General features: G+C 55.7%; 23 protein-coding genes. 15 read left to right on the top strand and 8 right to left on the bottom strand.

Translation table 11 applies throughout. The annotated features are described in order from the left end of the window. The first annotated feature begins 122 nt into the window (after window positions 1-122). Genes yiaK through araD form a run of 8 tightly spaced genes read left to right on the top strand, consistent with a single transcriptional unit; the run spans window position 123 to window position 7,672 of the window. The gene (gene yiaK / locus QLG09_RS06900) at window positions 123-1,121 is read left to right on the top strand and encodes a 3-dehydro-L-gulonate 2-dehydrogenase (protein WP_014168108.1); all 999 of its coding nucleotides are present in this window, start codon (window positions 123-125) and stop codon (window positions 1,119-1,121) included. 10 nt (window positions 1,122-1,131) lie between these two features. Next, window positions 1,132-1,599: a YhcH/YjgK/YiaL family protein gene (locus tag QLG09_RS06895; protein ID WP_049023118.1), complete on the top strand. Its 468-nt coding sequence runs from the start codon at window positions 1,132-1,134 to the stop codon at window positions 1,597-1,599. Window positions 1,600-1,626: 27 nt separating this feature from the next. Beyond that, a complete protein-coding gene (locus QLG09_RS06890) occupies window positions 1,627-2,553 on the top strand; it encodes a DUF4862 family protein (protein ID WP_047366260.1) in 927 nt (308 codons plus the stop codon). Window positions 2,554-2,596: 43 nt separating this feature from the next. Next, complete coding sequence (locus QLG09_RS06885; protein WP_014168105.1) at window positions 2,597-3,916, top strand: MFS transporter; 1,320 nt, start codon at window positions 2,597-2,599, stop codon at window positions 3,914-3,916. 48 nt (window positions 3,917-3,964) lie between these two features. After that, entirely contained in the window at window positions 3,965-5,470 is a 1,506-nt protein-coding gene (locus QLG09_RS06880) for an FGGY-family carbohydrate kinase (protein WP_049023117.1), read from the top strand. Beyond that, window positions 5,467-6,141, top strand: coding sequence for a 3-keto-L-gulonate-6-phosphate decarboxylase UlaD (ulaD, locus tag QLG09_RS06875; RefSeq protein WP_014168103.1), 675 nt, complete (start codon window positions 5,467-5,469; stop codon window positions 6,139-6,141). The genes QLG09_RS06880 and ulaD overlap by 4 nt, the downstream gene beginning before the upstream one ends. Beyond that, window positions 6,123-6,983 carry an L-ribulose-5-phosphate 3-epimerase gene (locus QLG09_RS06870; RefSeq protein ID WP_014168102.1) on the top strand — a complete coding sequence of 287 codons (861 nt, stop codon included), beginning with the start codon at window positions 6,123-6,125 and terminating at the stop codon, window positions 6,981-6,983. The genes ulaD and QLG09_RS06870 overlap by 19 nt, the downstream gene beginning before the upstream one ends. After that, window positions 6,977-7,672, top strand: coding sequence for an L-ribulose-5-phosphate 4-epimerase (gene araD, locus QLG09_RS06865; protein WP_032679343.1), 696 nt, complete (start codon window positions 6,977-6,979; stop codon window positions 7,670-7,672). Before QLG09_RS06870 ends, araD begins: the two co-directional genes overlap by 7 nt. On the opposite strand, the gene QLG09_RS06860 is transcribed toward araD, so the two are convergent. Continuing rightward, window positions 7,673-8,491: a helix-turn-helix domain-containing protein gene (locus QLG09_RS06860; protein WP_020882659.1), complete on the bottom strand. Its 819-nt coding sequence runs from the start codon at window positions 8,489-8,491 to the stop codon at window positions 7,673-7,675. It abuts the gene before it with no gap. A gap of 224 nt (window positions 8,492-8,715) precedes the next feature. Here QLG09_RS06860 and QLG09_RS06855 point away from each other — a divergent pair, with 224 nt between their 5' ends. Both QLG09_RS06855 and QLG09_RS06850 read left to right on the top strand, forming a co-directional pair. Then, window positions 8,716-10,116 (top strand): MFS transporter, encoded by a 1,401-nt coding sequence (locus QLG09_RS06855; protein ID WP_049023116.1) that lies wholly within the window; start codon window positions 8,716-8,718, stop codon window positions 10,114-10,116. 10 nt (window positions 10,117-10,126) lie between these two features. After that, a complete protein-coding gene (locus tag QLG09_RS06850; RefSeq protein ID WP_020882661.1) occupies window positions 10,127-12,082 on the top strand; it encodes a glycoside hydrolase family 127 protein in 1,956 nt (651 codons plus the stop codon). A 95-nt stretch (window positions 12,083-12,177) separates the two neighbouring features. Here the strand turns inward: QLG09_RS06850 and QLG09_RS06845 are convergent, their stop codons facing one another. After that, window positions 12,178-12,918, bottom strand: coding sequence for a MipA/OmpV family protein (locus tag QLG09_RS06845; protein WP_014168097.1), 741 nt, complete (start codon window positions 12,916-12,918; stop codon window positions 12,178-12,180). 117 nt (window positions 12,919-13,035) lie between these two features. On the opposite strand from QLG09_RS06845, the gene QLG09_RS06840 reads away from it, so the two are divergent. Beyond that, complete coding sequence (locus QLG09_RS06840) at window positions 13,036-14,001, top strand: LysR family transcriptional regulator (RefSeq protein WP_059305611.1); 966 nt, start codon at window positions 13,036-13,038, stop codon at window positions 13,999-14,001. Here QLG09_RS06840 and QLG09_RS06835 read toward each other — a convergent pair. The 6 genes from QLG09_RS06835 to QLG09_RS06810 all read right to left on the bottom strand — a co-directional run bounded on the left by QLG09_RS06835 (window position 13,998) and on the right by QLG09_RS06810 (window position 21,149). Continuing rightward, window positions 13,998-15,536 carry an aldehyde dehydrogenase family protein gene (locus tag QLG09_RS06835; protein ID WP_020882663.1) on the bottom strand — a complete coding sequence of 513 codons (1,539 nt, stop codon included), beginning with the start codon at window positions 15,534-15,536 and terminating at the stop codon, window positions 13,998-14,000. The two genes, QLG09_RS06840 and QLG09_RS06835, sit on opposite strands and share 4 nt — an antisense overlap. An 86-nt stretch (window positions 15,537-15,622) precedes the next feature. Then, entirely contained in the window at window positions 15,623-17,470 is a 1,848-nt protein-coding gene (gene selB, locus QLG09_RS06830) for a selenocysteine-specific translation elongation factor (RefSeq protein ID WP_020882664.1), read from the bottom strand. Beyond that, complete coding sequence (gene selA / locus QLG09_RS06825; protein WP_020882665.1) at window positions 17,467-18,852, bottom strand: L-seryl-tRNA(Sec) selenium transferase; 1,386 nt, start codon at window positions 18,850-18,852, stop codon at window positions 17,467-17,469. Before selA ends, selB begins: the two co-directional genes overlap by 4 nt. A 103-nt stretch (window positions 18,853-18,955) precedes the next feature. Beyond that, window positions 18,956-19,564 carry a glutathione S-transferase gene (locus tag QLG09_RS06820; RefSeq protein ID WP_014168092.1) on the bottom strand — a complete coding sequence of 203 codons (609 nt, stop codon included), beginning with the start codon at window positions 19,562-19,564 and terminating at the stop codon, window positions 18,956-18,958. An 89-nt stretch (window positions 19,565-19,653) separates the two neighbouring features. Further along, on the bottom strand, window positions 19,654-20,790 hold the full coding sequence (locus QLG09_RS06815) for an HlyD family secretion protein (RefSeq protein WP_014168091.1): 1,137 nt from the start codon (window positions 20,788-20,790) through the stop codon (window positions 19,654-19,656). Window positions 20,791-20,792: 2 nt separating this feature from the next. Then, the gene (locus QLG09_RS06810) at window positions 20,793-21,149 is read right to left on the bottom strand and encodes a DUF3302 domain-containing protein (protein WP_014168090.1); all 357 of its coding nucleotides are present in this window, start codon (window positions 21,147-21,149) and stop codon (window positions 20,793-20,795) included. A 655-nt stretch (window positions 21,150-21,804) separates the two neighbouring features. Here QLG09_RS06810 and QLG09_RS06805 point away from each other — a divergent pair. From QLG09_RS06805 to QLG09_RS06790, 4 genes are all read left to right on the top strand, one after another. Next, on the top strand, window positions 21,805-23,712 hold the full coding sequence (locus tag QLG09_RS06805; protein ID WP_014168089.1) for a PTS mannitol transporter subunit IICBA: 1,908 nt from the start codon (window positions 21,805-21,807) through the stop codon (window positions 23,710-23,712). 99 nt (window positions 23,713-23,811) lie between these two features. Continuing rightward, a complete protein-coding gene (gene mtlD, locus QLG09_RS06800) occupies window positions 23,812-24,960 on the top strand; it encodes a mannitol-1-phosphate 5-dehydrogenase (protein ID WP_044858417.1) in 1,149 nt (382 codons plus the stop codon). Next, on the top strand, window positions 24,960-25,547 hold the full coding sequence (mtlR, locus tag QLG09_RS06795) for a mannitol operon repressor MtlR (RefSeq protein WP_025206446.1): 588 nt from the start codon (window positions 24,960-24,962) through the stop codon (window positions 25,545-25,547). Before mtlD ends, mtlR begins: the two co-directional genes overlap by 1 nt. A 58-nt stretch (window positions 25,548-25,605) precedes the next feature. Next, window positions 25,606-25,968: a YibL family ribosome-associated protein gene (locus tag QLG09_RS06790; RefSeq protein WP_014168086.1), complete on the top strand. Its 363-nt coding sequence runs from the start codon at window positions 25,606-25,608 to the stop codon at window positions 25,966-25,968. Window positions 25,969-26,222 lie beyond the last annotated feature (254 nt).

Below are 26,222 nucleotides of genomic sequence, written 5' to 3'. Positions count from 1 at the left end.
AAATCATGAATGTCGTTGATCTGGCAAAATTTGATCGCTATATTTGAAATCAGATTTCGCATAGTGAAATTTAGCGATAAAAAAGCACTCGCACTTGCCCCGACAAAAACAGGAGAACAAGGATGAAAGTGACCTTTGAAGAGTTAAAAGCGGCGTTCAGGCGGGTCCTGGTCGATCGCGGCGTAAAAGCGGACACCGCCGACGCCTGCGCGGAGATGTTTGCCCGCACCACGGAATCGGGCGTCTATTCACACGGGGTTAACCGCTTCCCTCGTTTCATTCAGCAGCTTGATGCCGGCGACATCATTCCTGATGCCCAGCCAACACGGGTGACCTCGCTGGGTGCCATCGAACAGTGGGATGCCCGACGTTCCATTGGCAACCTGACGGCGAAAAAGATGATGGATCGCGCCACCGAACTGGCCGCCGACCACGGTATCGGCCTGGTGGCACTGCGAAACGCCAACCACTGGATGCGCGGTGGCAGCTACGGCTGGCAGGCCGCAGAGAAGGGGTACATCGGGATCTGCTGGACTAACTCCATTGCCGTCATGCCAGCCTGGGGCTCGAAAGCGTGCTGCATCGGCACTAACCCTCTGATCGTGGCGATTCCGTCTACGCCGATCACAATGGTCGATATGTCGATGTCAATGTTCTCCTACGGCATGCTGGAAGTGAATCGCCTGGCCGGACGCACGTTGCCGGTGGATGGGGGCTTTGACGATGAAGGGCATCTCACCAGAGAACCTGGTGTGATCGAGAAAAACCGCCGCATTCTGCCGATGGGCTACTGGAAAGGATCGGGCTTATCCATCGTCCTCGACATGATCGCAACCCTGCTCTCCAACGGATCCTCCGTTGCGGAAGTGACCCAGGACAACAGCGACGAATATGGCGTGTCACAAATCTTTATCGCCATCGAGGTCGATCGTTTGATCGACGGACCCACCCGCGATGCCAAACTGCAGCGCATCATGGACTTTATCATCAACGCCGAGCGGGCTGATGACAACGTCGCGGTTCGACTGCCGGGTCATGAATTCACACGTCTGCTCGAAGAGAACCGCCGCAACGGCATCACCATTGACGACAGCGTGTGGGCGAAAATCCAGTCTCTGTAAGGAGTGGGCCATGATTTTAGGACATATTTCGCAGCCAAATCCGTGTCGCCTGCCGCGGGCGATAGAGAAAGCGCTCGATTTTCTGCGCACCACGGATTTCACGGCGCTGGCACCTGGCGTGGTGGACATTGACGGACGTAACATCTTTGCTCAGGTGCTCGACCTCACCACCCGGACGTGGGATGAGAACCGTCCCGAAGTGCACCGTCGCTATCTGGACATTCAGTTTCTGGCATGGGGTGAAGAGAAAATCGGTGTCGCCATTGATACCGGCAATAACGAAATAAGCGAATCACTGCTGGAACAGCGGGATATTGTTTTTTATCACGGCAGCGAAAATGAATCATTTATAGAAATGACGCCCGGCACGTACGCCATATTTTTTCCGCAGGATGTTCACCGTCCTGCCTGTATTAAAAATAAGGTATCGGCAATTCGTAAAATTGTGGTGAAAGTAGCAATCAGCGAAATAGATTAATTTTCTGAACTCTATTGGGAATGCGAAATGACTAACACCGGTTTTATAATTGGTGCGTACCCCTGCGCACCCTCGTTTCACCAGCAAGGGGAACAAGAAGAGCAGGACTTCTGGCGAGCGCTTTCTGACACGCCAGATATTCGCGGGCTGGAGCAACCGTGTCTTGAGGATCTCCATCCGTTGGGTGACGAATGGCTGTTCCGCCATACGCCGGGAGACTGGCAAATGGTGGTTACCGCGGTGATGGAAACCATGCGCCGCCGCGGCACAAATGGCGCGTTTGGCCTGGCCTCTGCCGATGAAGAACAGCGCAAAGCCTGCGTTGACTATTACCGCCATCTGCTGCGAAAGATTGATGCCATCAATACTCGCTTTCCAGGCAAAATTATCGCTCTGGAGATGCAAGCCGCGCCGCAGGCGGGAAACCCGTCTGTTGAACAAGCTACCGCTGCGTTTTCCCGTTCTGTACGCGAAATCACCTCATGGGACTGGTCATGCGACCTGGTGCTTGAACACTGCGATGCAATGACCGGCCCCGCGCCACGCAAGGGGTTTTTGCCCTTAGCGCAGGTGCTTGAGGTGGTGAAAGAAACGGATATCAGCGTATGCATCAACTGGGCGCGGTCGGCTATCGAAGGACGCAATACCGCGCTGCCGCCTGAACATGTTAAAGCCGCACTTGAGGCCGGGAAGCTGGGCGCACTGATGTTCTCCGGGACCTCCGTTCGCGGAGCGTACGGCGAATGGCAGGATCTGCATGCGCCATTTTCCCCGTTCTGTGCCGACAGTTTAATGACCACCGAACAGGTAAAAGCACTTTTTACTGCGGCGAGCGCCGCAACATTGAAATTCTCCGGTATTAAATTACTGGAAATAAATGCTAATGCTAACGTCAGCCATCGCATCGCTATTTTGCGCGACGGCATTAGTGAAATGAAAAAAGCAACGCAATAACAATAAAAATCTTATTCCGGTTACATTCACTGAGATATTAAATATGAATATTTCTACTCATGCTCTACAAGCGGATATTCCGCGCCAGCGCTGGTTAAGAATCATTCCGCCTATTCTTATCGCCTGTATTATTTCATATATGGACCGCGTGAATATCGCATTTGCGATGCCAGGCGGTATGGATGAAGAGTTAGGTATCTCTGCCACCATGGCAGGCCTGGCGGGTGGGATCTTCTTTATCGGTTATCTGTTCCTGCAGGTGCCCGGCGGCAAGATTGCCGTGCATGGCAGCGGTAAGAAGTTTATTGGCTGGTCACTGGTTGCCTGGGCGGTGATTTCGGTCCTGACCGGCGTTGTGACCAACCAGTATCAACTGCTGGCACTGCGCTTCTTACTCGGTGTGGCAGAAGGCGGGATGCTGCCTGTGGTGCTCACGATGATCAGTAACTGGTTCCCGGACGCCGAACGCGGCCGCGCCAATGCGATTGTCATCATGTTTGTTCCCATTGCGGGGATCATCACCGCGCCCCTGTCGGGCTGGATTATCACCGCACTCGACTGGCGCTGGTTGTTCATCATTGAAGGGCTGATGTCCATTGTGGTGCTGGTGCTCTGGGTGTTCACCGTCTACGACCGCCCGCAGGAGGCTCGCTGGATCTCCGAGGCCGAGAAAAATTATCTGATACAAACGCTGGCCGCAGAACAGCAGGCTATTGCCGGAAAAGCGGTAAAAAATGCCTCGCTGAGTGCGGTTCTGTCCGACAAAACCATGTGGCAGCTGATTGCCCTGAACTTCTTCTACCAGACCGGGATTTACGGTTACACCCTCTGGCTGCCGACCATTCTCAAAGAGCTGACGCATACCAGCATCGGCCAGGTGGGAATGCTCGCCATCCTGCCTTATGTCGGCGCCATTGCGGGCATGTTCCTGTTCTCCTCACTGTCTGACCGTACCGGCAAGCGCAAGCTGTTCGTCTCCCTGCCGCTGATTGGCTTCGCGCTCTGCATGTTCCTCTCCGTGGCGTTGAAAGAGAACATCTGGCTGGCCTATGCCGCGCTGGTGGGCTGTGGCTTCTTCCTGCAGTCCGCTGCGGGTGTGTTCTGGACGATTCCGGCGCGCCTGTTCAGCGCAGAGATGGCCGGTGGCGCTCGCGGCGTGATTAACGCCCTGGGTAACCTCGGTGGGTTCTGCGGCCCTTACGCGGTGGGCGTGCTGATCACCCTCTACAGCAAAGATGCCGGGGTGTACTGCCTCGCGGTTTCGCTGGCGCTGGCCTCGCTGCTCGCCCTGATGCTACCGGCGAAATGCGATGCCGGAGCGGAACCCAACCCCGGCGTGAACCCGCATAAGCACGCAGCCTGATCCCCCCGCCCTCTCCTGAAGAGAGGGCGTAAGACAAGAGAGTCAACGATGAGTGAAAAAGAGCCCTTCTGGCTGGGTATCGATTGTGGCGGAACGTATCTGAAAGCCGGTCTGTACACCCGCCAGGGCCAGGAAGTCTGTATTGAGCGCCGCGCGGTTGCCACACTCAGCCCACACGCAGGCCACGCTGAGCGGGATATGCACCAACTCTGGCAGCAGTGCCACACCACCGTCGCCCTGCTGCTTAAGAAGGCCGACATCGGCGGCGCACAAATCAAAGGCGTCGGGATATCAGCTCAGGGTAAAGGACTGTTTTTACTGGACAAGTATGACCAGCCGCTCGGCAACGCCATGCTCTCCTCTGACCGCCGGGCGCTGGAGATTGTACAGCGCTGGCAGCAGGACGGTATTCCTGAAAAGCTTTATCCGCATACGCGCCAGACGCTATGGACGGGGCATCCCGCCTCCCTCCTGCGTTGGGTGAAAGAGAATGAACCGCACCGTTATCAGCAGATTGGCTGTGTGATGATGGCGCACGACTACCTGCGCTGGTGCCTCACCGGCGTTAAAGGGTGTGAAGAGAGCAACATCTCTGAATCCAATCTCTACAACATGAACACCGGGCAGTACGACCCGCAGCTCACACGCTGGCTCGGCATCGATGAAATTGACGGCGCACTGCCGCCGATCGTCGGTTCAGCAGAAATTTGCGGGGAAATCACCGCTCAGGCCGCCGCCCTGACCGGTCTCGCAGCGGGTACACCCGTTGTGGGGGGGCTGTTTGATGTGGTTTCCACCGCGATCTGCGCCGGGTTACATGACGACAGCACGCTCAACGCCGTGATGGGCACCTGGGCTGTCACCAGCGGGATCGCCAACGGTATAGGCCATAACGAGCCGTATCCCTATGTGTATGGGCGCTACGTTCATCCGCAGCACTACATCGTTCACGAAGCCAGCCCCACCTCGTCCGGTAACCTCGAATGGCTGACCACACAGTGGGGCGACATGTCATTCGATGCGATCAACCAGGCCGTGGCCAGCCTGCCGAAAGCCGGAAGCGATCTGCTCTTCCTGCCGTTCCTCTATGGCAGCAACGCCGGGCTGGAGATGACCTGCGGGTTTTACGGTATGCAGGCCCTGCATACCCGCGCACATCTGTTGCAGGCGGTCTATGAAGGTGTGGTCTTCAGCCACATGACCCATCTTAACCGCATGCTAGCGCGTTTCACGCACGTGCAGGCATTGCGCGTAACCGGCGGCCCTGCCCATTCAGATGTGTGGATGCAAATGCTCGCGGACGTCAGCGGTCTGGCAATAGAACTGCCGCAGGTCGAAGAGACCGGCTGTTCCGGCGCGGCGCTGGCCGCGCTGGTGGGTACCGGCGTTTATCCCGATTTCCGCACCGCGCAGCAGGCTGTCAGACATCACATTCGCGTCATCACTCCCGACAAGCATGCCCATGCGGCCTACCAGCGCAAGTATCAGCGCTACCAGTTACTGATTTCAGCACTACAGGGCTATCACGCCCATGTTAAGGAGCACGACCTATGAGCCGACCATTACTGCAGCTGGCGCTCGACCATACCTCACTTCAGGCCGCACAGCGCGACGTCGAGCGGCTTGCGGATCACGTCGATATCATCGAAGCAGGCACCATTTTGTGTCTCACCGAAGGGCTTAATGCCGTGCGCGCACTGCGCCAGCAGTGTCCGAAAAAAACGATCGTGGCTGACTGGAAAGTGGCCGATGCCGGAGAAACGCTGGCTGAACAGGCGTTTGGCGCAGGCGCGAACTGGATGACCATCATCTGCGCCGCGCCGCTGGCAACCGTCGAGAAGGGTCACGAGGTGGCTCTGCGCTGCGGCGGGGAAATTCAGATGGAGCTGTTTGGTCACTGGACGCTGGATGATGCGCGTGAATGGCACCGTATCGGGGTCACACAGGCCATTTATCACCGTGGGCGCGACGCACAGGCCAGCGGCCAGCAGTGGGGCGAGGCGGATCTCGCCAGCATGAAAGCCCTCTCGGATATCGGCCTGCAGCTCTCGATCACCGGCGGCATTACCCCCGCCGACCTGCCGCTGTTTAAGCAGATCAATGTGAAAGCGTTTATTGCCGGACGGGCACTGACAGGCGCTGCCAACCCACCGCAGGTGGCCCATGCATTCCATTCACACATCCGCGACATCTGGGGGGAGTCACCATGCGTCAGCATCCGTTAGGTATCTACGAAAAAGCGCTGCCGAAAGCGCTCACCTGGCCAGAGCGCCTGGTGCTGGCAAAAAGCTGCGGATTTGATTTTGTCGAGATGTCGATCGATGAAACCGATGAGCGTTTGTCCCGCCTTGAATGGAACACCGCGCAGCGCGCCTCTCTGGTTGAGGCGATGCTGGAAACCGGGGTCGCGATCCCGTCGATGTGTCTGTCTGCCCACCGCCGTTTCCCGTTTGGTAGCCGGGACGAGACCGTCCGCGAGCGCGCACGCGCCATCATGACCAAAGCCATCCGTCTGGCGCGCGATCTCGGTATTCGCACCATCCAGCTTGCCGGGTATGACGTCTATTACGAAGAACATGACGAAGGTACCCGGCAACGCTTTGCCGAAGGGCTGGCATGGGCCGTGGAGCAGGCCGCCGCCGCACAGGTCATGCTGGCAGTGGAGATCATGGATACCGCGTTTATGAACTCCATCAGCAAATGGAAAAAGTGGGACGAAATGCTCGCTTCGCCATGGTTCAGCGTTTATCCGGACGTCGGCAACCTGAGCGCGTGGGGTAACGATGTGGCCGCCGAGCTGACGCTGGGCATCGATCGCATCGCCGCCATCCACCTGAAAGATACCCAGCCCGTGACTGAACAAAGCCCCGGACAGTTTCGTGACGTACCGTTCGGTGAGGGGTGCGTCGATTTCGTGGGCATATTTAACACGCTGAATCAGCTCAATTATCGCGGTGCATTTTTGATTGAAATGTGGACCGAAAAAGCCAAAGAGCCGGTACTGGAAATCATCCAGGCACGCCGCTGGATTGAAGCCCGGATGCAGGAAGGAGGGATGACATGTTAGAACAACTCAAAGCCGAGGTCCTGGCGGCAAACCTGGCGCTGCCCGCCCACCAGCTGGTGACTTTCACCTGGGGCAACGTCAGTGCGGTGGATCGTGAACGCGGCCTGATGGTGATTAAACCCTCCGGCGTGGAGTATGACGTGATGTCCGCAGAGGATATGGTGGTGGTGGACATTGCCACGGGCCAGGTGGTCGAGGGGGTTAAAAAACCCTCTTCCGACACGCCAACCCACCTGGCGCTGTATCGCCGTTACCCTGAAATTGGCGGCATTGTGCATACCCATTCCCGTCATGCCACTGTCTGGGCGCAGGCAGGGCAGGATTTACCGGCATGGGGTACCACGCACGCTGACTATTTTTATGGTGCGATCCCCTGCACGCGGTTGATGACCCCGGCTGAAATTGCGGGTGAATACGAATACCAGACCGGTGAAGTGATCATCAAAACCTTTGAGGAGCGCGACGTAAACCCGATGCAAATCCCGGCGGTGCTGGTGCATTCTCACGGCCCGTTCACCTGGGGAAAAAATGCGGCCGATGCGGTACATAACGCTGTGGTGCTGGAAGAGTGCGCCTTTATGGGGCTGTTTTCACACCAGCTTGCGCCACAGCTACCGACGATGCAGCAGGAATTGCTCGATAAACATTATCTGCGCAAGCATGGAGCAAAAGCCTACTACGGGCAGTGATCACCCGGAATTAATATGCTCCTTACAGTACCGCCGTTTCCAGACGGCGGGCGTTAAGCCGGTATGCTTTGAAAATATCTGCCGGAAATACCCGACATCATTAAAACCGCAGCGGGTTGCCACTTCGGTCAGGGACGCAGAGTCGTTCAGCAACAGTTTTTCAGCCGCCCTGACGCGCTGGCGATGGATCGCTTCCGTCAGGGTTAAGTGAAAGGTCCGGCGAAATACGCGTCCCAGATAATCGGCATTGCAGTGCAAGGCTTTTGCCAGTTGCGATGTGGAAAGCGGCAGATGAAACTGCGTGCGAATAAGCTGTTTTGCCTTCCATGCCATGGCCGCGCCGGCTTCATCGGCTCTGTCTTCATAACCTGAGGAGATCGACACTTGCTGTAAAATCAGCAGCAAAATCATTTCCAGCGCCACGCTTCGCTGTAATTTTTCCTGCTCACTCAGGAATTGCCGGAATAGCGCAATCACATATTGAGCATCGCGCACGCAGCAATGTTGTTCAATGGCCACCGGAAAAGCATGTGGCAAAGGCGACGATTGCCCTTCGACCTCAAAATGCAGCCAGTAGAACCGCAGGTCCGCCGGGAAATCTTCTGTCCCCACGTGTCGACGCGCCGGCCAGAGCAGTAAGCTCTCTCCCGCTTTCACCTCAAAGAGCGTGTTTTCTTCCTGGATCGTTAATGTCCCTTTTTCAACGAAGATAATCTCCCACGAAGTTAATTTGCGCGCCGGATGCCGGCCCACGCCCCGGGAAATAAAGAGCCCACCATTTTGCACTTTAATCGGAAGCGCTATGGATAATTCAAGCATGGATATTCACCATTCCGCTCTGATTGCCATTAATATTCATCTTATGCTTTGATTATTAATGAATATCTTCCTGCCTTCCCGATCGAAATCACAAATTTATCATCAGGTCGGAATCGTCACCTTTTTATACTTTTCCCTTCCCTTGTTGGCCTGAGCGTTCGGTGCAGAATGAATGGGGTACCTTGCATAAATACGATAAAAATCGATTACCGAGGAGTTACCTCATGACTTCCACACCGATTACAGAATCACAGGTCGTACAAGGGGCTATGGATGACCGCCTGTCAGTCCGCGAAAAAATAGGCTACGGCCTGGGTGACGCGGGTGGCACGGTCATTACCTGCCTGATCATGAATTTTCTTACCTTCTTCTACACCGACGTTTTTGGTCTGACGCCTGCGCTCGTTGGCACGCTGTTTATTGCCCTGCGCGTGTTTGATGCCATTTCCGATCCGGTGATGGGGGTGATTGCCGACCGAACACAAAGCCGTTGGGGGCGTTTTCGCCCGTGGCAGCTGTGGGTGGCGCTTCCTGTCGGGGTTATCGGTGTACTGACCTTCACCGTGCCTGACGCCAGCATGGGGGTGAAAATCGCCTGGGCGTTTGGTACCTATCTGCTGTTGTCAGTGGGCTATACCGCCATCAACGTGCCCTACTGCGCGCTGATCAACACCATGACCACCCGCCACAGCGAGGTCATCTCCTGCCAGTCATGGCGCTTTGTGCTGTGCGGTGTGGCGGGCTTTTTGGTCTCTGTTGGCCTGCCGTGGCTGGTCGCAGCGCTGGGCGAGGGCAACGCTGCCCGAGGCTATCAACTCGGCGTTGGGGTGTTGTGCGCCATCGCCGTGGTGATGTTCCTCTGCTGCTTCTTCTGGGTGCGTGAGCGCGTCCCGCTGGCGCTGATGGGCAAATTCACCTTACGCGAGCACCTGGCCGGCCTGCGCAACAACGATCAGCTCCTGCTGATGCTGGTGATGTCATTCCTGCTGATCAACGTCTTCAACATTCGTGGCGGCGGCTACATGTACTTCATCACCTATGTGCTCCAGGGCAGTACCGCTTATACCTCGCTGTTCTTCACGATGGTGACCTTTGCGGCCATTCTCGGCGCGGTGATCGTGAATCCCCTTTCTCGCCGGAATGATACCGTCAAACTCTATTACTACACCAACCTCGTGCTGGCCGCGCTCGCGGCGGGAATGTGGTTTCTGCCAGGCGGTCCGGCTCATCAGATGCTCTGGCTGATCGTTATTCTGAGTAACGGCGTCATTCTCGGTTTTACCCTGCCCCTGCACTTCTCGCTGATGGCATTTGCAGATGACTATGGTGAGTGGAAAAACGGGGTACGTTCATCTGGCATGAACTTCGCTTTTAATCTGTTTTTCATCAAGCTCGCCTGGGCGTCCAGCGCCGGGATCATCAGCCTGGTGTTTATCGCCGTCGCCTACCAGCCGGGCGCGGGCAACCAGACGCCAGCCTCGTTACAGGGAATTACTGCGATGGAGACGCTGCTCCCCGCCCTTTTCCACCTGCTGCTGGCGGTCTCAATCCGCTGGTGCAGACTCAACAATCCCATGATGTCGCGCATTGCCACCGATCTGCGCCAGCGTCACGTATCGTCCTGAGGAGAATGACATGTCCATAATGGAAGCCGACCTGCACACACTGAACATCAACGACCCGTTTCTCGGCCAGTATCAGCGGCTGGTGCGTGATGTGGTGATCCCCTACCAGTGGGATGCGCTAAACGATCGCGTTACCGAAGCCGAACCGAGTCACGCCATCACCAACTTCCGCATTGCGGCAGGGCTGGAACAGGGGGAGTTCTATGGGATGGTGTTTCAGGACAGCGACGTGGCGAAATGGCTGGAAGCCGTCGCGTGGTCGTTGTGCCAGAAGCCCGACCCGGAACGTGAAAAAACCGCCGATGAGGTGATTGAGCTGATTGCGGCGGCGCAGTGTGACGATGGCTATCTCAACACCTACTTCACGGTGAAAGCACCCGGTGAGCGCTGGACGAACCTTGCCGAATGCCACGAACTGTACTGCGCCGGACATATGATTGAAGCCGGCGTGGCCTATTTTCAGGGGACCGGAAAACGCCGTCTGCTGGAGGTGGTATGCAAACTGGCGGACCATATCGACCGGGTCTTTGGCCCCGGCGAGGAGCAGCTTCACGGTTATCCGGGCCATCCGGAAATTGAGCTGGCGCTGATGCGGCTTTACGACGTCACTCAGGAACCGCGTTACCTGGCCCTTGTGAAATATTTTATCGACACGCGCGGCACGCAGCCTCATTTCTACGATATCGAATATGAGAAACGGGGCCGGACATCGCACTGGAACACGTACGGCCCGGCGTGGATGGTCAAGGACAAAGCCTATAGCCAGGCGCATCAACCGCTTGCCGAACAACACACCGCCATCGGCCACGCGGTTCGTTTTGTCTATCTGATGGCGGGCATGGCGCATCTTGCTCGCCTGAGTCATGACGAGGGTAAACGCCAGGACTGCCTGCGGCTGTGGAATAACATGGCCCAGCGACAGCTCTATATTACCGGCGGGATCGGCTCGCAAAGCAGTGGCGAAGCCTTCAGCAGCGATTACGATTTGCCTAACGATACGGTATATGCCGAAAGCTGCGCCTCCATTGGCCTGATGATGTTTGCCCGCCGGATGCTGGAGATGGAAGCGGACAGCCAGTACGCCGACGTGATGGAGCGTGCCTTATACAACACGGTACTGGGCGGCATGGCGCTGGACGGTAAACATTTCTTCTATGTGAACCCGCTGGAGGTACACCCTAAAACGTTGGCATTTAATCATGTTTACGACCACGTTAAGCCGGTTCGCCAGCGCTGGTTCGGCTGCGCCTGTTGCCCGCCCAATATTGCCCGCGTGCTCACTTCGCTGGGCCACTATCTCTATACCGTTCGCCAGGACGCGCTCTTTATCAACCTCTATGTGGGGAACGACGTCGCCATACCGGTAGATAAGGGCACCTTACAGCTACGGATTAGCGGTAATTATCCATGGCAGGAAGAGGTCAACATCGAGATCACCTCACCTGTCCCGGTGACCCACACGCTGGCGCTACGTTTACCGGACTGGTGCGCAAGCCCGGCCGTGTCACTGAACGGCGAAAGGGTCACGGGTGATGTCTCCCGGGGGTATCTGTACCTCACCCGCCGCTGGCAGGAGGGAGATACCCTTACGCTGACCTTACCCATGCCGGTCCGCCGCGTGTACGGTAACCCGCTGGTACGCCAGCAGGCCGGCAAAGTCGCGCTGCAGCGTGGCCCGCTGGTCTACTGCCTGGAAGAGGCCGACAATGGCGCGAACCTGCATAACCTCTCCCTGCCTGAGCAGAGCGAATTTCGGGTCTTTGAAGGAAAAGGGATCTTTGCGCACAAGATACTGATTCAGGCGGAGGGAATCGCGCGTCACGCTGATGAGGAAGGCACGCAGGCACTGTGGCAGTACGATCGCGCCCCGGTGCAGCGCCAGCCCCGGACGTTGACCTTTATTCCGTGGTTCAGTTGGGCAAACCGGGGAGAAGGGGAAATGCGGATTTGGGTGGATGAGGCCTGAAGACATCTGTCCTGTCAGCCTCACCCCAACCCTCTCCCACAGGCGCGGGAGATAAAAACCGAGGCCGGGTAAGGCAATCGCCACCCGGCTTTAGATCAGAAACGCCAGGACATGCCGGTCATCAGCGCGAAACTGTCTTCGCGGTCGATCATCGGACTGTTCTTCACGTCGTCAGGTAACACGGTATAGACCGCGCTGGCGTTGATGAACAGATTCTGGGTTAACTGATATTTCGCCGCGAGACCCACATACGGCGTCCAGCTATCACCTGCGGTGTATTCATTGAGGCCTGAGCGGCGAGACTCATTGCCGGATACACCGTAGTAGTAATCGTTATAGCTTTCGTCGCTGTAGAAAATACCTACCGATGGCGTCAGCGTCAGACGTTCCATCCGAACCGGACGGAAGTATGAGATTTCACCGATCACGCCGCCGCTCTCATCCATCGCATCACCCGAGACCGCCACTTTCAGCGAGCCCCAGTGTTCATGGCGGTAGTACGCCCCGCCGAGAAACGCTGATGCTTTACGCTCATCGAGGTGTTTCATCTGAGCGTCGTCGTTATCTTCAGGATCAAATCGCAGTGGCATCCACGATGCGGTCATGCTGAATTCATTTTTTTCGTCTTTCCACAGGATCCACCCGCCGGTGGTCTGGCGAATATAAAACCGGTCGCCTTCATAGCTAATTAACGGTACCGCTGTGGTATTTTCGTTATATCCTTTATAAGGCGACTCATTAAATACAGCCCCCGCCCCAAGTGAAAAGTCACCAGCCATTGCAGATGATGTTGCAAATAACGTGGCTGCGATGAGTAAATTGTATTTAATAGTCATTACATGTAATCCATTTAGACGCCAAACAAGCGAGGCGAATAATAATGGTTACAAATTTGCCAATGCAACGCTGCAGTTTATATAATATTATATATAAAAACATATAGATGGGTGCGCATGATGAATAAGTTCCAGCTAAAGCCACGCGAGTTAAAAATTATTTCCGTCATCGCAGCCACCCACAGTATTGGCGATGCCGCAGCCCTGCTGGGCATGGCACAGGCTAACGTCAGTAAATACCTTTCTGATTTTGAAACGCGTGTCGGTCTAAAAGTATTTGAGCGCACGACCCGTCAGCTTGCGCTAACCCAGTTTGGCGAAGCGTTACTCCCCTACATTGACGCCACGCTGGATAAAAATAGCCAGCTCATTAATTTCATTGCTGATTATAAGCATGAGAAGCGTGGAAAAGTGACCATTTACGCCCCAACGGGTATCGTGATGTATCTGGCGCGACATGTGATCCATCAGATTGAGGACATCGGTGATATCCGCATCTCGTTAAAAACATACAACCTGGATCGTAATGAATATTCCGAAGGGGTCTCGTTCCCCGATGATTGCGATATTCTCATTACCTATGCTCAGCCGAAAGATGAAAGTCTGGTCGCCAGTGTGTTAACGAAATATTCCGTCACGGCATTTGCCACAGAAGAATATTTGAAAAACCACCCCTTAACCGGACCTGAAGATTTAATGAATCACTCCTGTATTTTAATAGACTCGATGCTGGTGGATGAGGCGAACATCTGGCGTTTTCGCGTCCACGGTAGTGAGACCGTATATGATTACAGAGTGACCGGAAATTATATTTGCGACAATACGCAGACGGCGCTGGAACTGGCACGAAATAATCTCGGTATTGTTTTTGCGCCGAAAGAAAGCCTGAAAAAAGAGCTTAAGAGTGGTTCTCTGGTTCCCTGCTTCCCCCATCAGGAAGAGTGGTGGCTCGACCTGACGGCGATATTCCGCAAACGTGAATACCAGCCCTGGCGCGTGCAGTACATTCTGGACGGTGTACTGAACTGCCTGCGTCAGCAAATTGCTCAGGCTGCCCAGGGGCAGCCTGAGCTGGAGGGTTAGAACAGCCCCAGTGGTTTATCGGAATAACTCACCAGCAGGCATTTCGTCTGCTGGTAATGCTCCAGCATCATCTTGTGGGTTTCACGCCCAATGCCCGACTGCTTATAGCCCCCAAAAGCCGCGTGCGCCGGATAAGCATGGTAGCAGTTGGTCCACACGCGCCCGGCCTGAATGCCCCGCCCCATTTTATAAGCCAGATTACCGTTGCGGCTCCAGACGCCAGCCCCGAGGCCATACGGCGTATCGTTAGCAATCTCCAGCGCCTCTTCCATCGTTTTGAAGGTGGTGACGGCCAGCACCGGTCCGAAAATTTCCTCCTGGAAGACGCGCATGTTGTTTTTGCCGAACAGGATCGTCGGCTCCAGGTAATACCCGTCCTGCAGATCGCCGCCCAGCATTTTACGCCGACCGCCGGTCAGGACATCCGCCCCTTCTTTCTTGCCGATATCAATGTAGTTGAGGATAGTGTCCATCTGCCCGTGCGAGACCTGCGCGCCCATCTGGGTCACGTTATCAAGCGGGTTACCGCTGCGGATAGACTCGACGCGGCGAATGGCTCGCTCCATAAAGCGCTCATAGATAGACTCCTGCACCAGCGCGCGGCTTGGGCAGGTACAGACTTCACCCTGGTTAAAAGCAAACAGCGCAAAGCCTTCCAGGGCTTTATCGAAGAAGGCATCCTCTTCCTCCATGACGTCGGCGAAGAAAATGTTCGGCGATTTACCGCCCAGCTCCAGGGTCACTGGAATGATGTTCTGGGTCGCGTACTGCATGATCTGCTGACCCACTTCCGTCGACCCGGTAAACGCGACTTTGGCGATCCGTTTTGAGGTCGCCAGATATTCCCCTATCTCACCCCCCGCCCCGTTCACCACGTTAATCACGCCTGGCGGGAGAAGGTCGCCAATGACTTCCATCAGCAGCAGGACTGACAGCGGGGTCAGGCGGGCCGGTTTGAGCACAATGCAGTTACCCGCCGCCAGCGCGGGCGCCATTTTCCAGCTCGCCATCAGCAACGGGAAGTTCCACGGAATGATCTGCCCCACCACGCCCAGCGGTTCGTGGAAGTGGTAGGCCACGGTGTCGCTGTCTACCTCGCTAATTCCGCCCTCCTGAGCGCGAATACAGGAGGCAAAATAGCGGAAGTGGTCAATGGCCAGCGGCACGTCTGCCGCCATCGTTTCACGGATTGGCTTGCCGTTATCCCAGGTTTCCGCCGTAGCCAGCAGCTCCAGATTCTGTTCCATCCGGTCAGCGATTTTGAACAATATCGCCGCTCTGTCCTGAACAGAGGTATGCCCCCATTTGTCTTTGGCTTTGTGCGCGGCGTCCAGCGCCAGATCGATATCCCCCTTGCCGGAGCTGGCTATCTCACACAGCGGCTGGCCGGTAACGGGCGTCAGATTGGAATAGTATTCGCCGCCGACGGGTGCAACCCAGTCGCCGCCGATAAAGTTTTCATAACGGGGCTTCAGCTTGAGGGGAAAACCATACTCGCCAGGCTGGATACGCGATGAGGGAGGATTGTTTGTCATGACCGTCTCCTTGCTGTTGGTGTACAACAAGGGTAGTTCCGGCTGGCGATTTTCTCGCCAGCCGGTAACGGTGTTTACGACGGGGGTCACGGAGTTTCAGGAAATAATAACGAATCCCGCAATAAATGATCGTTGCCACGACGACGGGTAAAGCCGATGCGGTTGAAATATTCCAGGATCTGGATCGCCAGCTTGCGCCCGACGTTCAGCCGATCGCGGAAATCTGCTGCGCAGGTCGTGCCTCGCGCCTGATCCAGCTCGCGGATCAGGTTAGCAAACGCCACAATGCGATCGTTACGGTAATAACGATCTTTCACGATCGCGACGATTAATCCCTGCTGCGCCGCATGGCGCAATACCTGGCGCATCACCTGTTCGTCAGTATTCGTTTCACGTGCGAGATCGCGAACCCACCACGGCTCGTCGCCAAACAGCGGGGCTACTTTCTGCCATATCGCCTCTTGCCCGGCGTTGAACCCGGCTTTGTGATCCGGCAGATGCAGCCAGCCGTGGTGGCTTTTTATCAGCCCACTTTCGCGCATGTTTTCAATCAACAGCAGCACCAGCGCATCGTTTTCCATCGGCAGCGCCATGCGTCGCAGGCGTTCACGTCCCGGGCCGGGTTCATCCTGATGCTGTTCATGGTAAGTGGCGAGCGTGGTCAGTACCTTGCGCTGCCAGCATGCTGCGACCGGGGCATTCAGTAAATTGTTACCCGCCTGAATAAAACCGGGCTCCTGGGTCAGCAGGCGTAATCCTTCCGCGCTGAGCTGACGAGCCCATGCGAAATCGCTCAGATTGACGGCACCGCGCTCAAGATGAACAAGCAACGCGGCTTTATCATCCGCGGCCTGCGCCAGCGCTCCCAGCCATTGCAGATACTCCGGCTTGCGCTTGCCGCGACGCGGCGGGTTGAGCGCTACTACCCGCGCCCCGGCCAGCGTCTCCCGGGCCGAAATGTCACGCAGTACCAGACGGTCATTATCCGCGAGCCACAGTGGCGAATCGAAAACCAGTTCGGCAAGGTCGTTTTCCAGCAGTGACACGCGCCCGGTGATATGGCTGGCCGCGTGGTGGATATGCAGCGGCTGCCATTGGGTCAGCGGCACATGCGTCTGCAGGGCGACGATCGCCCGCTCAGAAGGCTCTGGCGGTACACCGGCCAGCAGCCAGTCGCCACGGTTAAGCTTCTCTTTTTCCGCATCGCCCGCAATATTGAGCGCGATGCGCTGCCCGGCATGGGCATGCTCTACGGGCTGGTTCTGCGCATGCAAACCGCGCACACGCATCGGGGCGTTGGCACCCGTGAGCCATAAGGTATCGCCCACGTTCACTTCACCGCTCAGCGCGGTACCGGTGACCACCAGCCCCGCGCCTTTAACGGTAAAGGCCCGGTCGATCGCCAGACGGAAACGATGATGGCTGGCATGCTCGCGTGAAGTAAGCTGCTGCAAATGGTGGCAAAGTTCGTCAATACCGCGCCCTTCTGTCGCCACGGTGACGAATAATGGCGCATCGGCAAATCCATACTCCCGCAAGGTCGCCTGCACGGTTTCGCGTACCCCGTTGAGTCGCGCCTCATCGACGCGGTCAGCTTTGGTCAGCGCAACGGTCAGCTGCGGGTTGCCCGTCAGCTGTAAAATTGCCAGATGTTCACGCGTTTGCGCCATCACGCCGTCATCACAGGCCACCACCAGCAGAGCATGATCGATGCCACCGACGCCCGCCAGCATGTTAGAAAGAAACTTCTCGTGTCCCGGTACATCAATAAAACCCAGCACCCGGCCATCAGGCTGAGGCCAGTAGGCATAGCCCAGATCGATGGTCATGCCGCGTTTTTTCTCTTCCGGCAGACGATCGGCATTCACCCCGGTCAGGGCCTGTAATAAGGTGGTTTTTCCGTGGTCGACGTGACCGGCGGTGGCAATAATCATTTCAACAGCATCTCCAGAAATCGCGCTTCATCTTCAAGACAGCGTAGATCCAGCCACATTCGGCCATCGTAAATGCGCCCGATAACCGGTGCTGGCAAGGCACGCCAGCGCGCCGACAAAGCGTCAAGCTGGCTGCCGCGCCCGTCACGGGGTGTAAACGTGAGCGCTGCGCTGGGCAGCCTGTCCACCGGCAGTGAACCGCTGCCGATCTGCGACTGACAAGCTTCAAGGCGCACGTCAAAATCGGGGTAGTGCGGCGCAACGTGTGGCAAGAGCAGCTCACCCTGGGCGCGAATTGAGGCGGCATCTCGGGCCAGCAGGCGCAGCGTGGGCAGACGTTCAGCCAGTTTTTCCGGGTGGAGATAAAGGCGCAGCGTCGCTTCCAGCGCGGCAAGCGTCATTTTATCGGCTCGCAGTGCACGCTTGAGCGGGTGCTGCTGCAGCTTCGCAATAAGCGCACGTTTACCCACGATAATCCCCGCCTGCGGGCCGCCAAGCAGTTTGTCGCCGGAGAAACTCACAAGACTGACGCCCGCCGCAATCATCTCCTGCGGCATGGGCTCTTTTGGCAGACCGTACTGGCTCAGATCGACCAGCGAACCGCTACCGAGGTCGGCCACCACTGGCACACCCAGCTCACGGCCCAGCTCCGCCAGCTCCGCCTCTTCAACGGTTTTGGTGAATCCGGCTATCTGGTAATTACTGGTGTGGACCTTCATCAGCAGCCCGGTATTTTCATTCACTGCCGCGCGATAATCTTTTGCATGCGTGCGGTTGGTGGTGCCCACTTCATGCAGGGTACAGCCCGCCTGGCGCATAACATCCGGAATGCGAAACGCACCGCCAATCTCGACCAGCTCGCCACGGGAAACCACCACCTCTTTACCGCTGGCGGTCGCTGCCAGCATTAACAGTACCGCCGCCGCGTTGTTATTCACAATGCAGGCATCTTCTGCGCCGGTCAGCTCGCAGAGCAGGTCCGCCAGCGCCCGATCGCGATGTCCGCGCCCTGCGCCGTCCAGATCGTACTCAAGCGTCACGGGGGAACGCATGGCCTGCACGACCGCAGCGACGGCCTCTTCTGCCTGTTGAGCGCGACCAAGGTTGGTGTGCAGCACGGTTCCCGTCAGGTTGATGACCGGGCGTAACGCGCTTTGTGCTTTCTCCTCGAGCCTCAGTTCCACTTCCAGCCCCCACGCCGCACACCAGTCCGGCAATGCATTTTCTGTCTGAATATGGCTGCGGGCTTCGTCCTGAAGCAGACGTAATATTTCAACCGTCGCGGTATGGCCGAACCGCGCAACGGCAGCATGCACGCGCGGCTCGCGAAGAAGACGGTCGGTTGCAGGGATCTGGCTGTACAGGGAGTGATGAGTTGTCATGAAAGCGCCTGGCGAGTAAATATCATCCCCCCTCCCGACGGGAGAGGGAGTCAACATAAGAAGGGATTGTACCGCCTCCTGCTGCGAAGTGTTATAACCCGCATCAAGCCTTTGGCGGTTCGGTACGGGCAAAGCTCTCGCGCTGAAAGAGCGTTTCTGCAAGCTTCACCAGCAATGGACGGTCGACGCACCAGCCGGGGGAAACGTGCCGGAAATTGAGATAACCGATGGCGCAGGCAATGGCTATCGTTGCCAGGTTCAGGCTATCGGGTTGAATTTTTCCCTCCCGGATAAGCTGTTCGCACCAGTCCAGGCTGCGGCTGATTTTTTCACGCTGGCGTAACAGTTCCGTTTCAGACTGCTGGGCGGCGGGTCTTGCCTGCTCGCGTACGGACGTTAACGCCGCATCCATAATACCGTCGGCCAGCGCTTCAATTTGCTTCATTGCCAGCGCCGCGTTTGGATCGGCCGGTAACATCGCCGGGGCCACGCCGAGCAGCTCGATGTACTCCGCAATAATGGGGGAATCAAACCAGTACTGGCCTTCGTCTGTTACCAGCGCCGGCACTTTTCCCAGCGGGTTGTACTGTGCCACACCGTTTTCAGCGTGATAAGGCTGTTCATTGACGAACTCGAATTCAATCCCTTTCTCCAGCAGGAGAATCGAGATTTTTCGCACGAAGGGACTGGTGTAGCTGCCGATAAGTTTCATTGCCTGATCCTTGATGCCGAAAAAAGTCAGTATGGATCAAGCGATGAAAAAAGGGCAGGTATGCGTGTCGCATTCCTGCCCTGAAGGGCTTAGTGATCGAGATAGAGGTAGTGCATCCAGCTGGTCATACGCAGCAGCACCTTACGCATTACCGAGACGTGAGCAAAGTGATCCGAATAGACCGCCACCTGAGCATAAATGCCGTCGGGCAGCGCATCGACATCAGCATTCGGCTCCAGCTCGATAGTGCCTAAAACACCATCGGTGCCAGGGATCACGGTCAGCGACTGCAGCGCACCCTGCGCCTGGTATGACCCCCCCGGCACCACCGGCAGAATACTGGTGAGCTTACCGGAGAAGACCTGGCCCGGCAGCGCGTTGAAGACCACTTCCGCTTCGTCGCCCGGCTTCAGACGCAGCAGCGAGTTCTGACGGAACTGGGCCACAATCTGGCGTTTCTGTTCAGGAATAAAGACCATGACCGGGCGCAGCGGCAGCGCGGCAGCATAGGTCCCCGGACGAATCAGCACCTGCGTGATATAGCCATTGCTCGGCGCACGCACCACGGTCTGATCCAGGTTGTATTTCGCTTCAGCAAGCTGAGCACGCAGGGAAGCAACCTGGGATTGCTCACCGTTGACCATACTGTCTAACTGACTTTGTATTTGCGTCTGTTCAGCCACCGAGCCTTTTACCAGCGCATCCTGCGCCAGATAGTTTTGCCGTGCGTTGTCGATATCGCTTTCAGAGAACGGGTTAACCTTTGCCCGGCTGCCTTTCAGGTAGCGCTGGTAATCTTTATACAGGCGATCACGTTCAGCGGACACGCGCGTGGTATTGGCGACCGCTTCCGCAAGCTGCGCTTTGAGATTGTCGATATTGTGCGTGGCGGTGACCAGGTCGGCCTGCAGTCTGTCGACGCGCGCCTGATAGCGGCCCGGATCAAGTTTAAATAACACTTCGCCTTTTTTAATTAGCTGGTTATTTTTATCGGTAACTTCACTCACTACCCCAGTAACCTGCGGCGTAATCGGAATGGAAATAACCGCTTTTTGCGCCGTAAAGGTATAGGGATGGTTATAGTTCATCAACAGGATAAGCCCGGCGACAATAAACACCCCACCTAATGTTGCGGTCGCGAGGGTCCACTGGTTTACCGGAATACGGAATATTTTAAAAATGGCCCAGGCAAAGGCCACATAGGTCAAAATAATCAGCAGATCCATGATTAGTGCTCCAGCGTGTTCTTGTCAGCCGTGGGAGGTACCGCTGCCAGTTTTTGTTCTAATTCGGCCACACGTTTAGTCAGAGCATCCATACCCGGGACCTCATCAGGTTTTGAGATGTGGTTCTGCATCCCCCAGCCGCGATCTTCGCGGTACAACGTGGCCCAAATCCACAGGAACGGCCAAATCGCATGGAGCGTAAACAGGCTAATCCATCCCGCCGTATGAATGGCATCCGCATGGGGATGATTCCGTTTTTTGGCCATATTATAAGGAATATCATGGATGGCGATGATTCCGTAAAAAAGAACCAGAAATACAAAAATCAATACGCCCAGCGCAAAATAGTTGAGAAACATATTCTCCTCACTTAAACAACGTCAACTCATTAAATTAATAAAACGGTACGCAACCTAATTAATTTTTTATAAATACGAGGTGTACTTATATTTCAGAGCCGGGGAGTATCGTTTTTTATAATATCTCCATGCAAGTTTATAAGCGTGTCAAAATATATCCTGAATAATAATAGACTTAACCTTACAATATGAGCGTAACGTACCTTATTGCTTTTCGCCATACCACACATGAAAAGTCATTTTTTAGCTTTATGTGTGACTTCATGACATCCTGGCGTTGGATCGCCAGGCAGAATTTGTCGCCGATCACATCCGGAGAATTCTGCATAAAAATTTTTTGTGAAATTAATCACAATCCAGAAACAAACTCACGACAATCAAGTGTGATTCATATCACAGAAGTGGGTGGTTTTTGCGTTATTTATCGCCATCGTATTTTTTTTATCCACCGTTTTTGTGACGAAGATCACTTCATTCATGTCTGCACCCCCTACATTTACGTGATTCATATCACACAAATTTCCATCGTCTGGACAGTTGAACGATTCAGTGCCAGATTTCACAGCATCAGAACAGGGCCCGGCTACCTCTGCCGCCTCATTAACAATAAACCTCGGGCCGCAAGCCTAAGCGTAAACAGAAGAAGGGGTGTTTTATGTCATCCGATTTCAAGATCAAAGTTCAAAGCTTTGGTCGTTTCCTCAGCAATATGGTGATGCCAAATATCGGCGCGTTTATCGCGTGGGGTATCATCACTGCGTTGTTCATTCCGACAGGGTGGTTGCCTAACGAAACGCTGGCGAAACTTGTTGGCCCAATGATTACCTACCTGCTGCCGCTGCTTATCGGGTTTACCGGTGGTCGTCTGGTGGGTGGAGACCGTGGTGGCGTTGTGGGTGCCATCACGACGATGGGGGTTATCGTCGGTGCGGATATGCCGATGTTCCTCGGTGCAATGATTGCGGGCCCTCTGGGCGGCTGGGCAATTAAGAAATTCGACGTCTGGGTTGATGGCAAGATCAAATCCGGCTTCGAAATGCTGGTGAACAACTTCTCTGCGGGCATCATCGGTATGATCCTCGCGATTCTGGCGTTCCTCGGCATTGGCCCTGCGGTTGAAGTGCTGTCCAAAGTTCTGGCGGCAGGCGTTAACTTCATGGTTGCGCACGACATGCTGCCGCTGGCGTCTATCTTTGTTGAACCGGCGAAAATCCTGTTCCTCAACAACGCCATTAACCACGGTATCTTCTCGCCGCTGGGTATTCAGCAGTCTCATGACCTCGGCAAGTCCATCTTCTTCCTGATTGAAGCCAACCCGGGCCCGGGCATGGGTGTTCTGCTGGCGTACATGTTCTTTGGTCGCGGCAGTGCGAAACAGTCTGCGGGCGGTGCAGCTATCATCCACTTCCTGGGCGGTATCCACGAAATTTACTTCCCTTACGTGCTGATGAACCCACGTCTGATTCTGGCCGTTATCCTCGGCGGTATGACGGGCGTGTTCACCCTGAGCGTGCTGGGCGGTGGTCTGGTTTCTCCGGCCTCTCCAGGCTCCATCCTGGCGGTCCTGGCGATGACCCCGAAAGGTGCCTATTTCGCTAACATCGCAGCCATCTGTGCGGCAATGGCCGTCTCCTTCGTGGTCTCTTCTATCCTGCTGAAAACCAGCAAAGTGAAAGAAGATGACGATATCGAAGCGGCAACCCGTCGTATGCATGACATGAAAGCCGAATCAAAAGGCGCAACGCCGCTGGCGGCGGGCGATGTCTCTAACGACCTGAGCCACGTACGTAAAATCATCGTGGCCTGTGACGCGGGTATGGGTTCCAGCGCCATGGGTGCCGGCGTGCTGCGTAAGAAAGTGCAGGATGCGGGTCTGACCAACATCTCCGTCACCAACAGCGCCATCAACAGCCTCCCTGCAGATGTTGACCTGGTGATTACGCACCGCGATCTGACCGAACGTGCGATGCGTCAGGTTCCTCAGGCACAGCACATTTCGCTGACCAACTTCCTGGACAGCGGCCTGTACACCAACCTGACCGAACGTCTGGTGGCCGCGCAGCGTCATGAAGATAACGAAGTCAAAGTCCGCGACAGCCTGAAAGACAGCTTTGACGCGAACGACAGCCACCTGTTCCGCCTGGGCGCAGAAAACATCTTCCTGGGCCGCACGGCGTCCCACAAGGAAGAGGCGATTCGCTTTGCCGGTGAACAGCTGGTGAAAGGCGGCTACGTGCAGCCTGAATACGTTGACGCGATGCTGGAGCGTGAAAAGCTGACCCCAACCTATCTGGGTGAATCCATTGCGGTTCCACACGGTACGGTTGAAGCGAAAGACCGCGTACTGAAAACCGGCGTGGTGTTCTGCCAGTATCCGGATGGTGTACGCTTCGGTGAAGAAGAAGACGACATCGCCCGCCTGGTGATTGGTATCGCCGCTCGCAACAACGAGCACATCCAGGTGATTACCAGCCTGACCAACGCGCTGGATGACGACTCTGTCATTGAACGTCTGGCCAACACCACCAGCGTGGAAGAAGTGCTGGCGCTGTTGAACAAGTAACGGAACCTCTTCCCTCTCCCCCTGTGGGGAGAGGGTTAGGGTGAGGGCAAAGCCTCACCCCAGCCCTCTCGGGTAAAAACATTGATTAAGGTTAATACTATGAAAGCATTACATTTTGGCGCAGGTAATATCGGTCGTGGCTTTATCGGTAAACTGCTGGCAGACGCAGGCATTACGCTGACATTCGCCGATGTGAATCAGGTAGTCCTGGATGCCCTGAATGCCCGTCATAGCTATCAGGTACACGTGGTAGGCGAAAACGAGCAGGTTGAGACGGTGTCTGGCGTTAATGCGGTAAGCAGCATTGGCGAAGACGTTATCGACCTCATCGCCAGTGTCGATCTGGTGACCACGGCCGTTGGCCCGGTGGTGCTTGAGCGCATTGCCCCTGCGGTGGCGAAAGGCCTGGCAAAACGTAAAGCGCAGGGCATCGACACACCGCTGAACATCATCGCCTGTGAAAACATGGTGCGCGGCACCACGCAGCTGAAAGGCCATGTGCTCGCCGCCGTCGCGGACGAAGATAAAGCCTGGGTGGAAGCGCACGTCGGCTTTGTGGATTCCGCCGTTGACCGTATCGTTCCGCCATCAGAATCCGCCACCCACGATCCGCTGGAAGTGACCGTGGAAACCTTCAGCGAGTGGATCGTCGATAAAACCCAGTTTAAAGGCGCACTGCCAACCATTCCGGGGATGGAATTAACCGATAACCTGATGGCCTTTGTCGAACGTAAACTCTTCACGCTGAACACCGGGCATGCTATAACCGCGTACCTCGGAAAATTGGCCGGTCATCAGACCATTCGTGACGCGATCCTCGATGAGAGCATCCGTGCGGTGGTTAAAGGGGCAATGGAAGAGAGCGGCGCGGTGCTGATCAAACGCTACGGTTTTGATGCTGAGAAACATGCAGCATACATCCAGAAAATCCTCGGTCGTTTTGAAAACCCGTATCTGAAAGATGACGTTGAGCGCGTAGGCCGTCAGCCACTGCGTAAACTGAGCGCGGGCGATCGCCTGATTAAACCGCTGCTGGGCACGCTGGAGTATGATCTTGCGCACGCCAACCTGGTGAAAGGGATTGCCGCCGCGATGCATTACCGCAGCGAACAGGATCCACAGGCGCAGGAGCTGGCTCAGCTGATTAACGATAAAGGCCCGCAGGGTGCGCTGGCGCAGATCTCTGGTCTGGACGCCAACAGCGACGTGGTTGTGGAGGCGGTGAACGCTTACAACGCAATCAAATGATGCAGAGTGCGGCGCAGGATAGCCTGCGCCCAAATAACAGATTGTCAGATATGCAGGCAATAATGGAACAAACCCAGGCCTTTGAAAATCGTGTGCTTGAGCGTCTGAATGCTGGCAAAACCGTACGAAGTTTCCTGATTGCCGCCGTCGAGTTGCTAACCGAGGCGGTGAATATTCTGGTACTTCAGGTGTTTCGCAAAGACGACTACGCGGTAAAATATGCTGTAGAACCGTTACTGGACGGAGACGGACCGCTGGGCGATTTATCGGTACGTCTGAAGTTGATTTATGGTCTTGGCGTGTTGAACCGACAAGAGTATGAAGATGCCGAGCTGCTGATGGCGCTGCGCGAAGAGTTAAATCATGACGGTAATGAGTACACCTTTACCGATGATGAGATCCTTGGCCCCTTCGGCGAGCTACACTGCGTCACCGCGCTTCCCCCTGCTCCCCATTTTGATAACAGTGACCCTGAGCTGTACGCGATGCAAAAGCTGCGTTATCAACAGGTTGTCCGTTCCACGATGGTCCTTTCCCTGACTGAGCTGATTTCCCGAATCAGCTTAAAAAAAGCGTTTCAGAAGTAAGCCTGCTCACATTGGTGTATCCTTCCCTGTAAATTCCCCGTTTTCAGAGTTATTTGTCATGAAAGAAGTCGAAAAGAACGAAATTAAACGCCTGAGCGACCGCCTGGATCTGATCCGCCACCAGATGGCTGGTCTCTCACTGGTTGAGTCCGCCGAGAAGTATGCCGAGCTGGAGAAAGAGAGTGAGAAGCTTGAAGCGGAAATCGAGCGTCTGCGCGAAGTCAAAGGCCAGAAGCTGAGCAACGAAGCCCAAAAGCTGTTGAGCATGCCGCACCGTCGCGCCATCACTAAAAAAGAGCAGGCCGACATGGGCAAGCTGAAGAAAAGCGTCCGTGGCCTGGTGGTGGTTCATCCCATGACCGAGCTTGGTCGCGAAATGGGTCTGAAAGAGATGACGGGTTTTTGTAAGACCGCGTTTTGATCGTCCCCCGCCCTCTCTCCCAGGCGAGAGGGCGAAAACCATACCGCGTCGCCCCCTCACCGCTTAAAATTGGCCCAACCAATCTCCCGGTAATCACTTTCCTGGTTCACAATTCCACTAATTCCCCTCACAAAATCATTGCCGACTCATAACAACTGGTTAACCATTTATTGTCATTCACCCTACAACACAATATTGGCAGGACCACTTTTACACAGTTTGTGACGCAGAGATGAGCGGAGACTCACCCGCTA

This window comes from Enterobacter sp. V89_11, from assembly GCF_029967775.1.
Lineage (GTDB): Bacteria > Pseudomonadota > Gammaproteobacteria > Enterobacterales > Enterobacteriaceae > Enterobacter > Enterobacter ludwigii.
This window is presented reverse-complemented; position numbering and strand designations above follow the sequence as displayed.

Excerpts from the sequence above, each read along its gene's own strand:
- mtlD (WP_044858417.1), top strand. The coding sequence starts at position 23,812 with ATGAAAGCATTACATTTTGGCGCAGGTAATATCGGTCGTGGCTTTATC.
- QLG09_RS06820 (WP_014168092.1), bottom strand. The coding sequence starts at position 19,564 with ATGAAACTTATCGGCAGCTACACCAGTCCCTTCGTGCGAAAAATCTCG.
- QLG09_RS06845 (WP_014168097.1), bottom strand. The coding sequence starts at position 12,918 with ATGACTATTAAATACAATTTACTCATCGCAGCCACGTTATTTGCAACA.
- QLG09_RS06840 (WP_059305611.1), top strand. The coding sequence starts at position 13,036 with ATGATGAATAAGTTCCAGCTAAAGCCACGCGAGTTAAAAATTATTTCC.
- selB (WP_020882664.1), bottom strand. The coding sequence starts at position 17,470 with ATGATTATTGCCACCGCCGGTCACGTCGACCACGGAAAAACCACCTTA.
- QLG09_RS06815 (WP_014168091.1), bottom strand. The coding sequence starts at position 20,790 with ATGGATCTGCTGATTATTTTGACCTATGTGGCCTTTGCCTGGGCCATT.
- QLG09_RS06850 (WP_020882661.1), top strand. The coding sequence starts at position 10,127 with ATGTCCATAATGGAAGCCGACCTGCACACACTGAACATCAACGACCCG.
- selA (WP_020882665.1), bottom strand. The coding sequence starts at position 18,852 with ATGACAACTCATCACTCCCTGTACAGCCAGATCCCTGCAACCGACCGT.
- QLG09_RS06855 (WP_049023116.1), top strand. The coding sequence starts at position 8,716 with ATGACTTCCACACCGATTACAGAATCACAGGTCGTACAAGGGGCTATG.
- ulaD (WP_014168103.1), top strand. The coding sequence starts at position 5,467 with ATGAGCCGACCATTACTGCAGCTGGCGCTCGACCATACCTCACTTCAG.
- QLG09_RS06805 (WP_014168089.1), top strand. The coding sequence starts at position 21,805 with ATGTCATCCGATTTCAAGATCAAAGTTCAAAGCTTTGGTCGTTTCCTC.
- araD (WP_032679343.1), top strand. The coding sequence starts at position 6,977 with ATGTTAGAACAACTCAAAGCCGAGGTCCTGGCGGCAAACCTGGCGCTG.
- QLG09_RS06870 (WP_014168102.1), top strand. The coding sequence starts at position 6,123 with ATGCGTCAGCATCCGTTAGGTATCTACGAAAAAGCGCTGCCGAAAGCG.
- QLG09_RS06885 (WP_014168105.1), top strand. The coding sequence starts at position 2,597 with ATGAATATTTCTACTCATGCTCTACAAGCGGATATTCCGCGCCAGCGC.
- QLG09_RS06790 (WP_014168086.1), top strand. The coding sequence starts at position 25,606 with ATGAAAGAAGTCGAAAAGAACGAAATTAAACGCCTGAGCGACCGCCTG.
- QLG09_RS06880 (WP_049023117.1), top strand. The coding sequence starts at position 3,965 with ATGAGTGAAAAAGAGCCCTTCTGGCTGGGTATCGATTGTGGCGGAACG.
- yiaK (WP_014168108.1), top strand. The coding sequence starts at position 123 with ATGAAAGTGACCTTTGAAGAGTTAAAAGCGGCGTTCAGGCGGGTCCTG.
- QLG09_RS06810 (WP_014168090.1), bottom strand. The coding sequence starts at position 21,149 with ATGTTTCTCAACTATTTTGCGCTGGGCGTATTGATTTTTGTATTTCTG.
- QLG09_RS06895 (WP_049023118.1), top strand. The coding sequence starts at position 1,132 with ATGATTTTAGGACATATTTCGCAGCCAAATCCGTGTCGCCTGCCGCGG.
- QLG09_RS06835 (WP_020882663.1), bottom strand. The coding sequence starts at position 15,536 with ATGACAAACAATCCTCCCTCATCGCGTATCCAGCCTGGCGAGTATGGT.
- QLG09_RS06890 (WP_047366260.1), top strand. The coding sequence starts at position 1,627 with ATGACTAACACCGGTTTTATAATTGGTGCGTACCCCTGCGCACCCTCG.
- QLG09_RS06860 (WP_020882659.1), bottom strand. The coding sequence starts at position 8,491 with ATGCTTGAATTATCCATAGCGCTTCCGATTAAAGTGCAAAATGGTGGG.
- mtlR (WP_025206446.1), top strand. The coding sequence starts at position 24,960 with ATGCAGAGTGCGGCGCAGGATAGCCTGCGCCCAAATAACAGATTGTCA.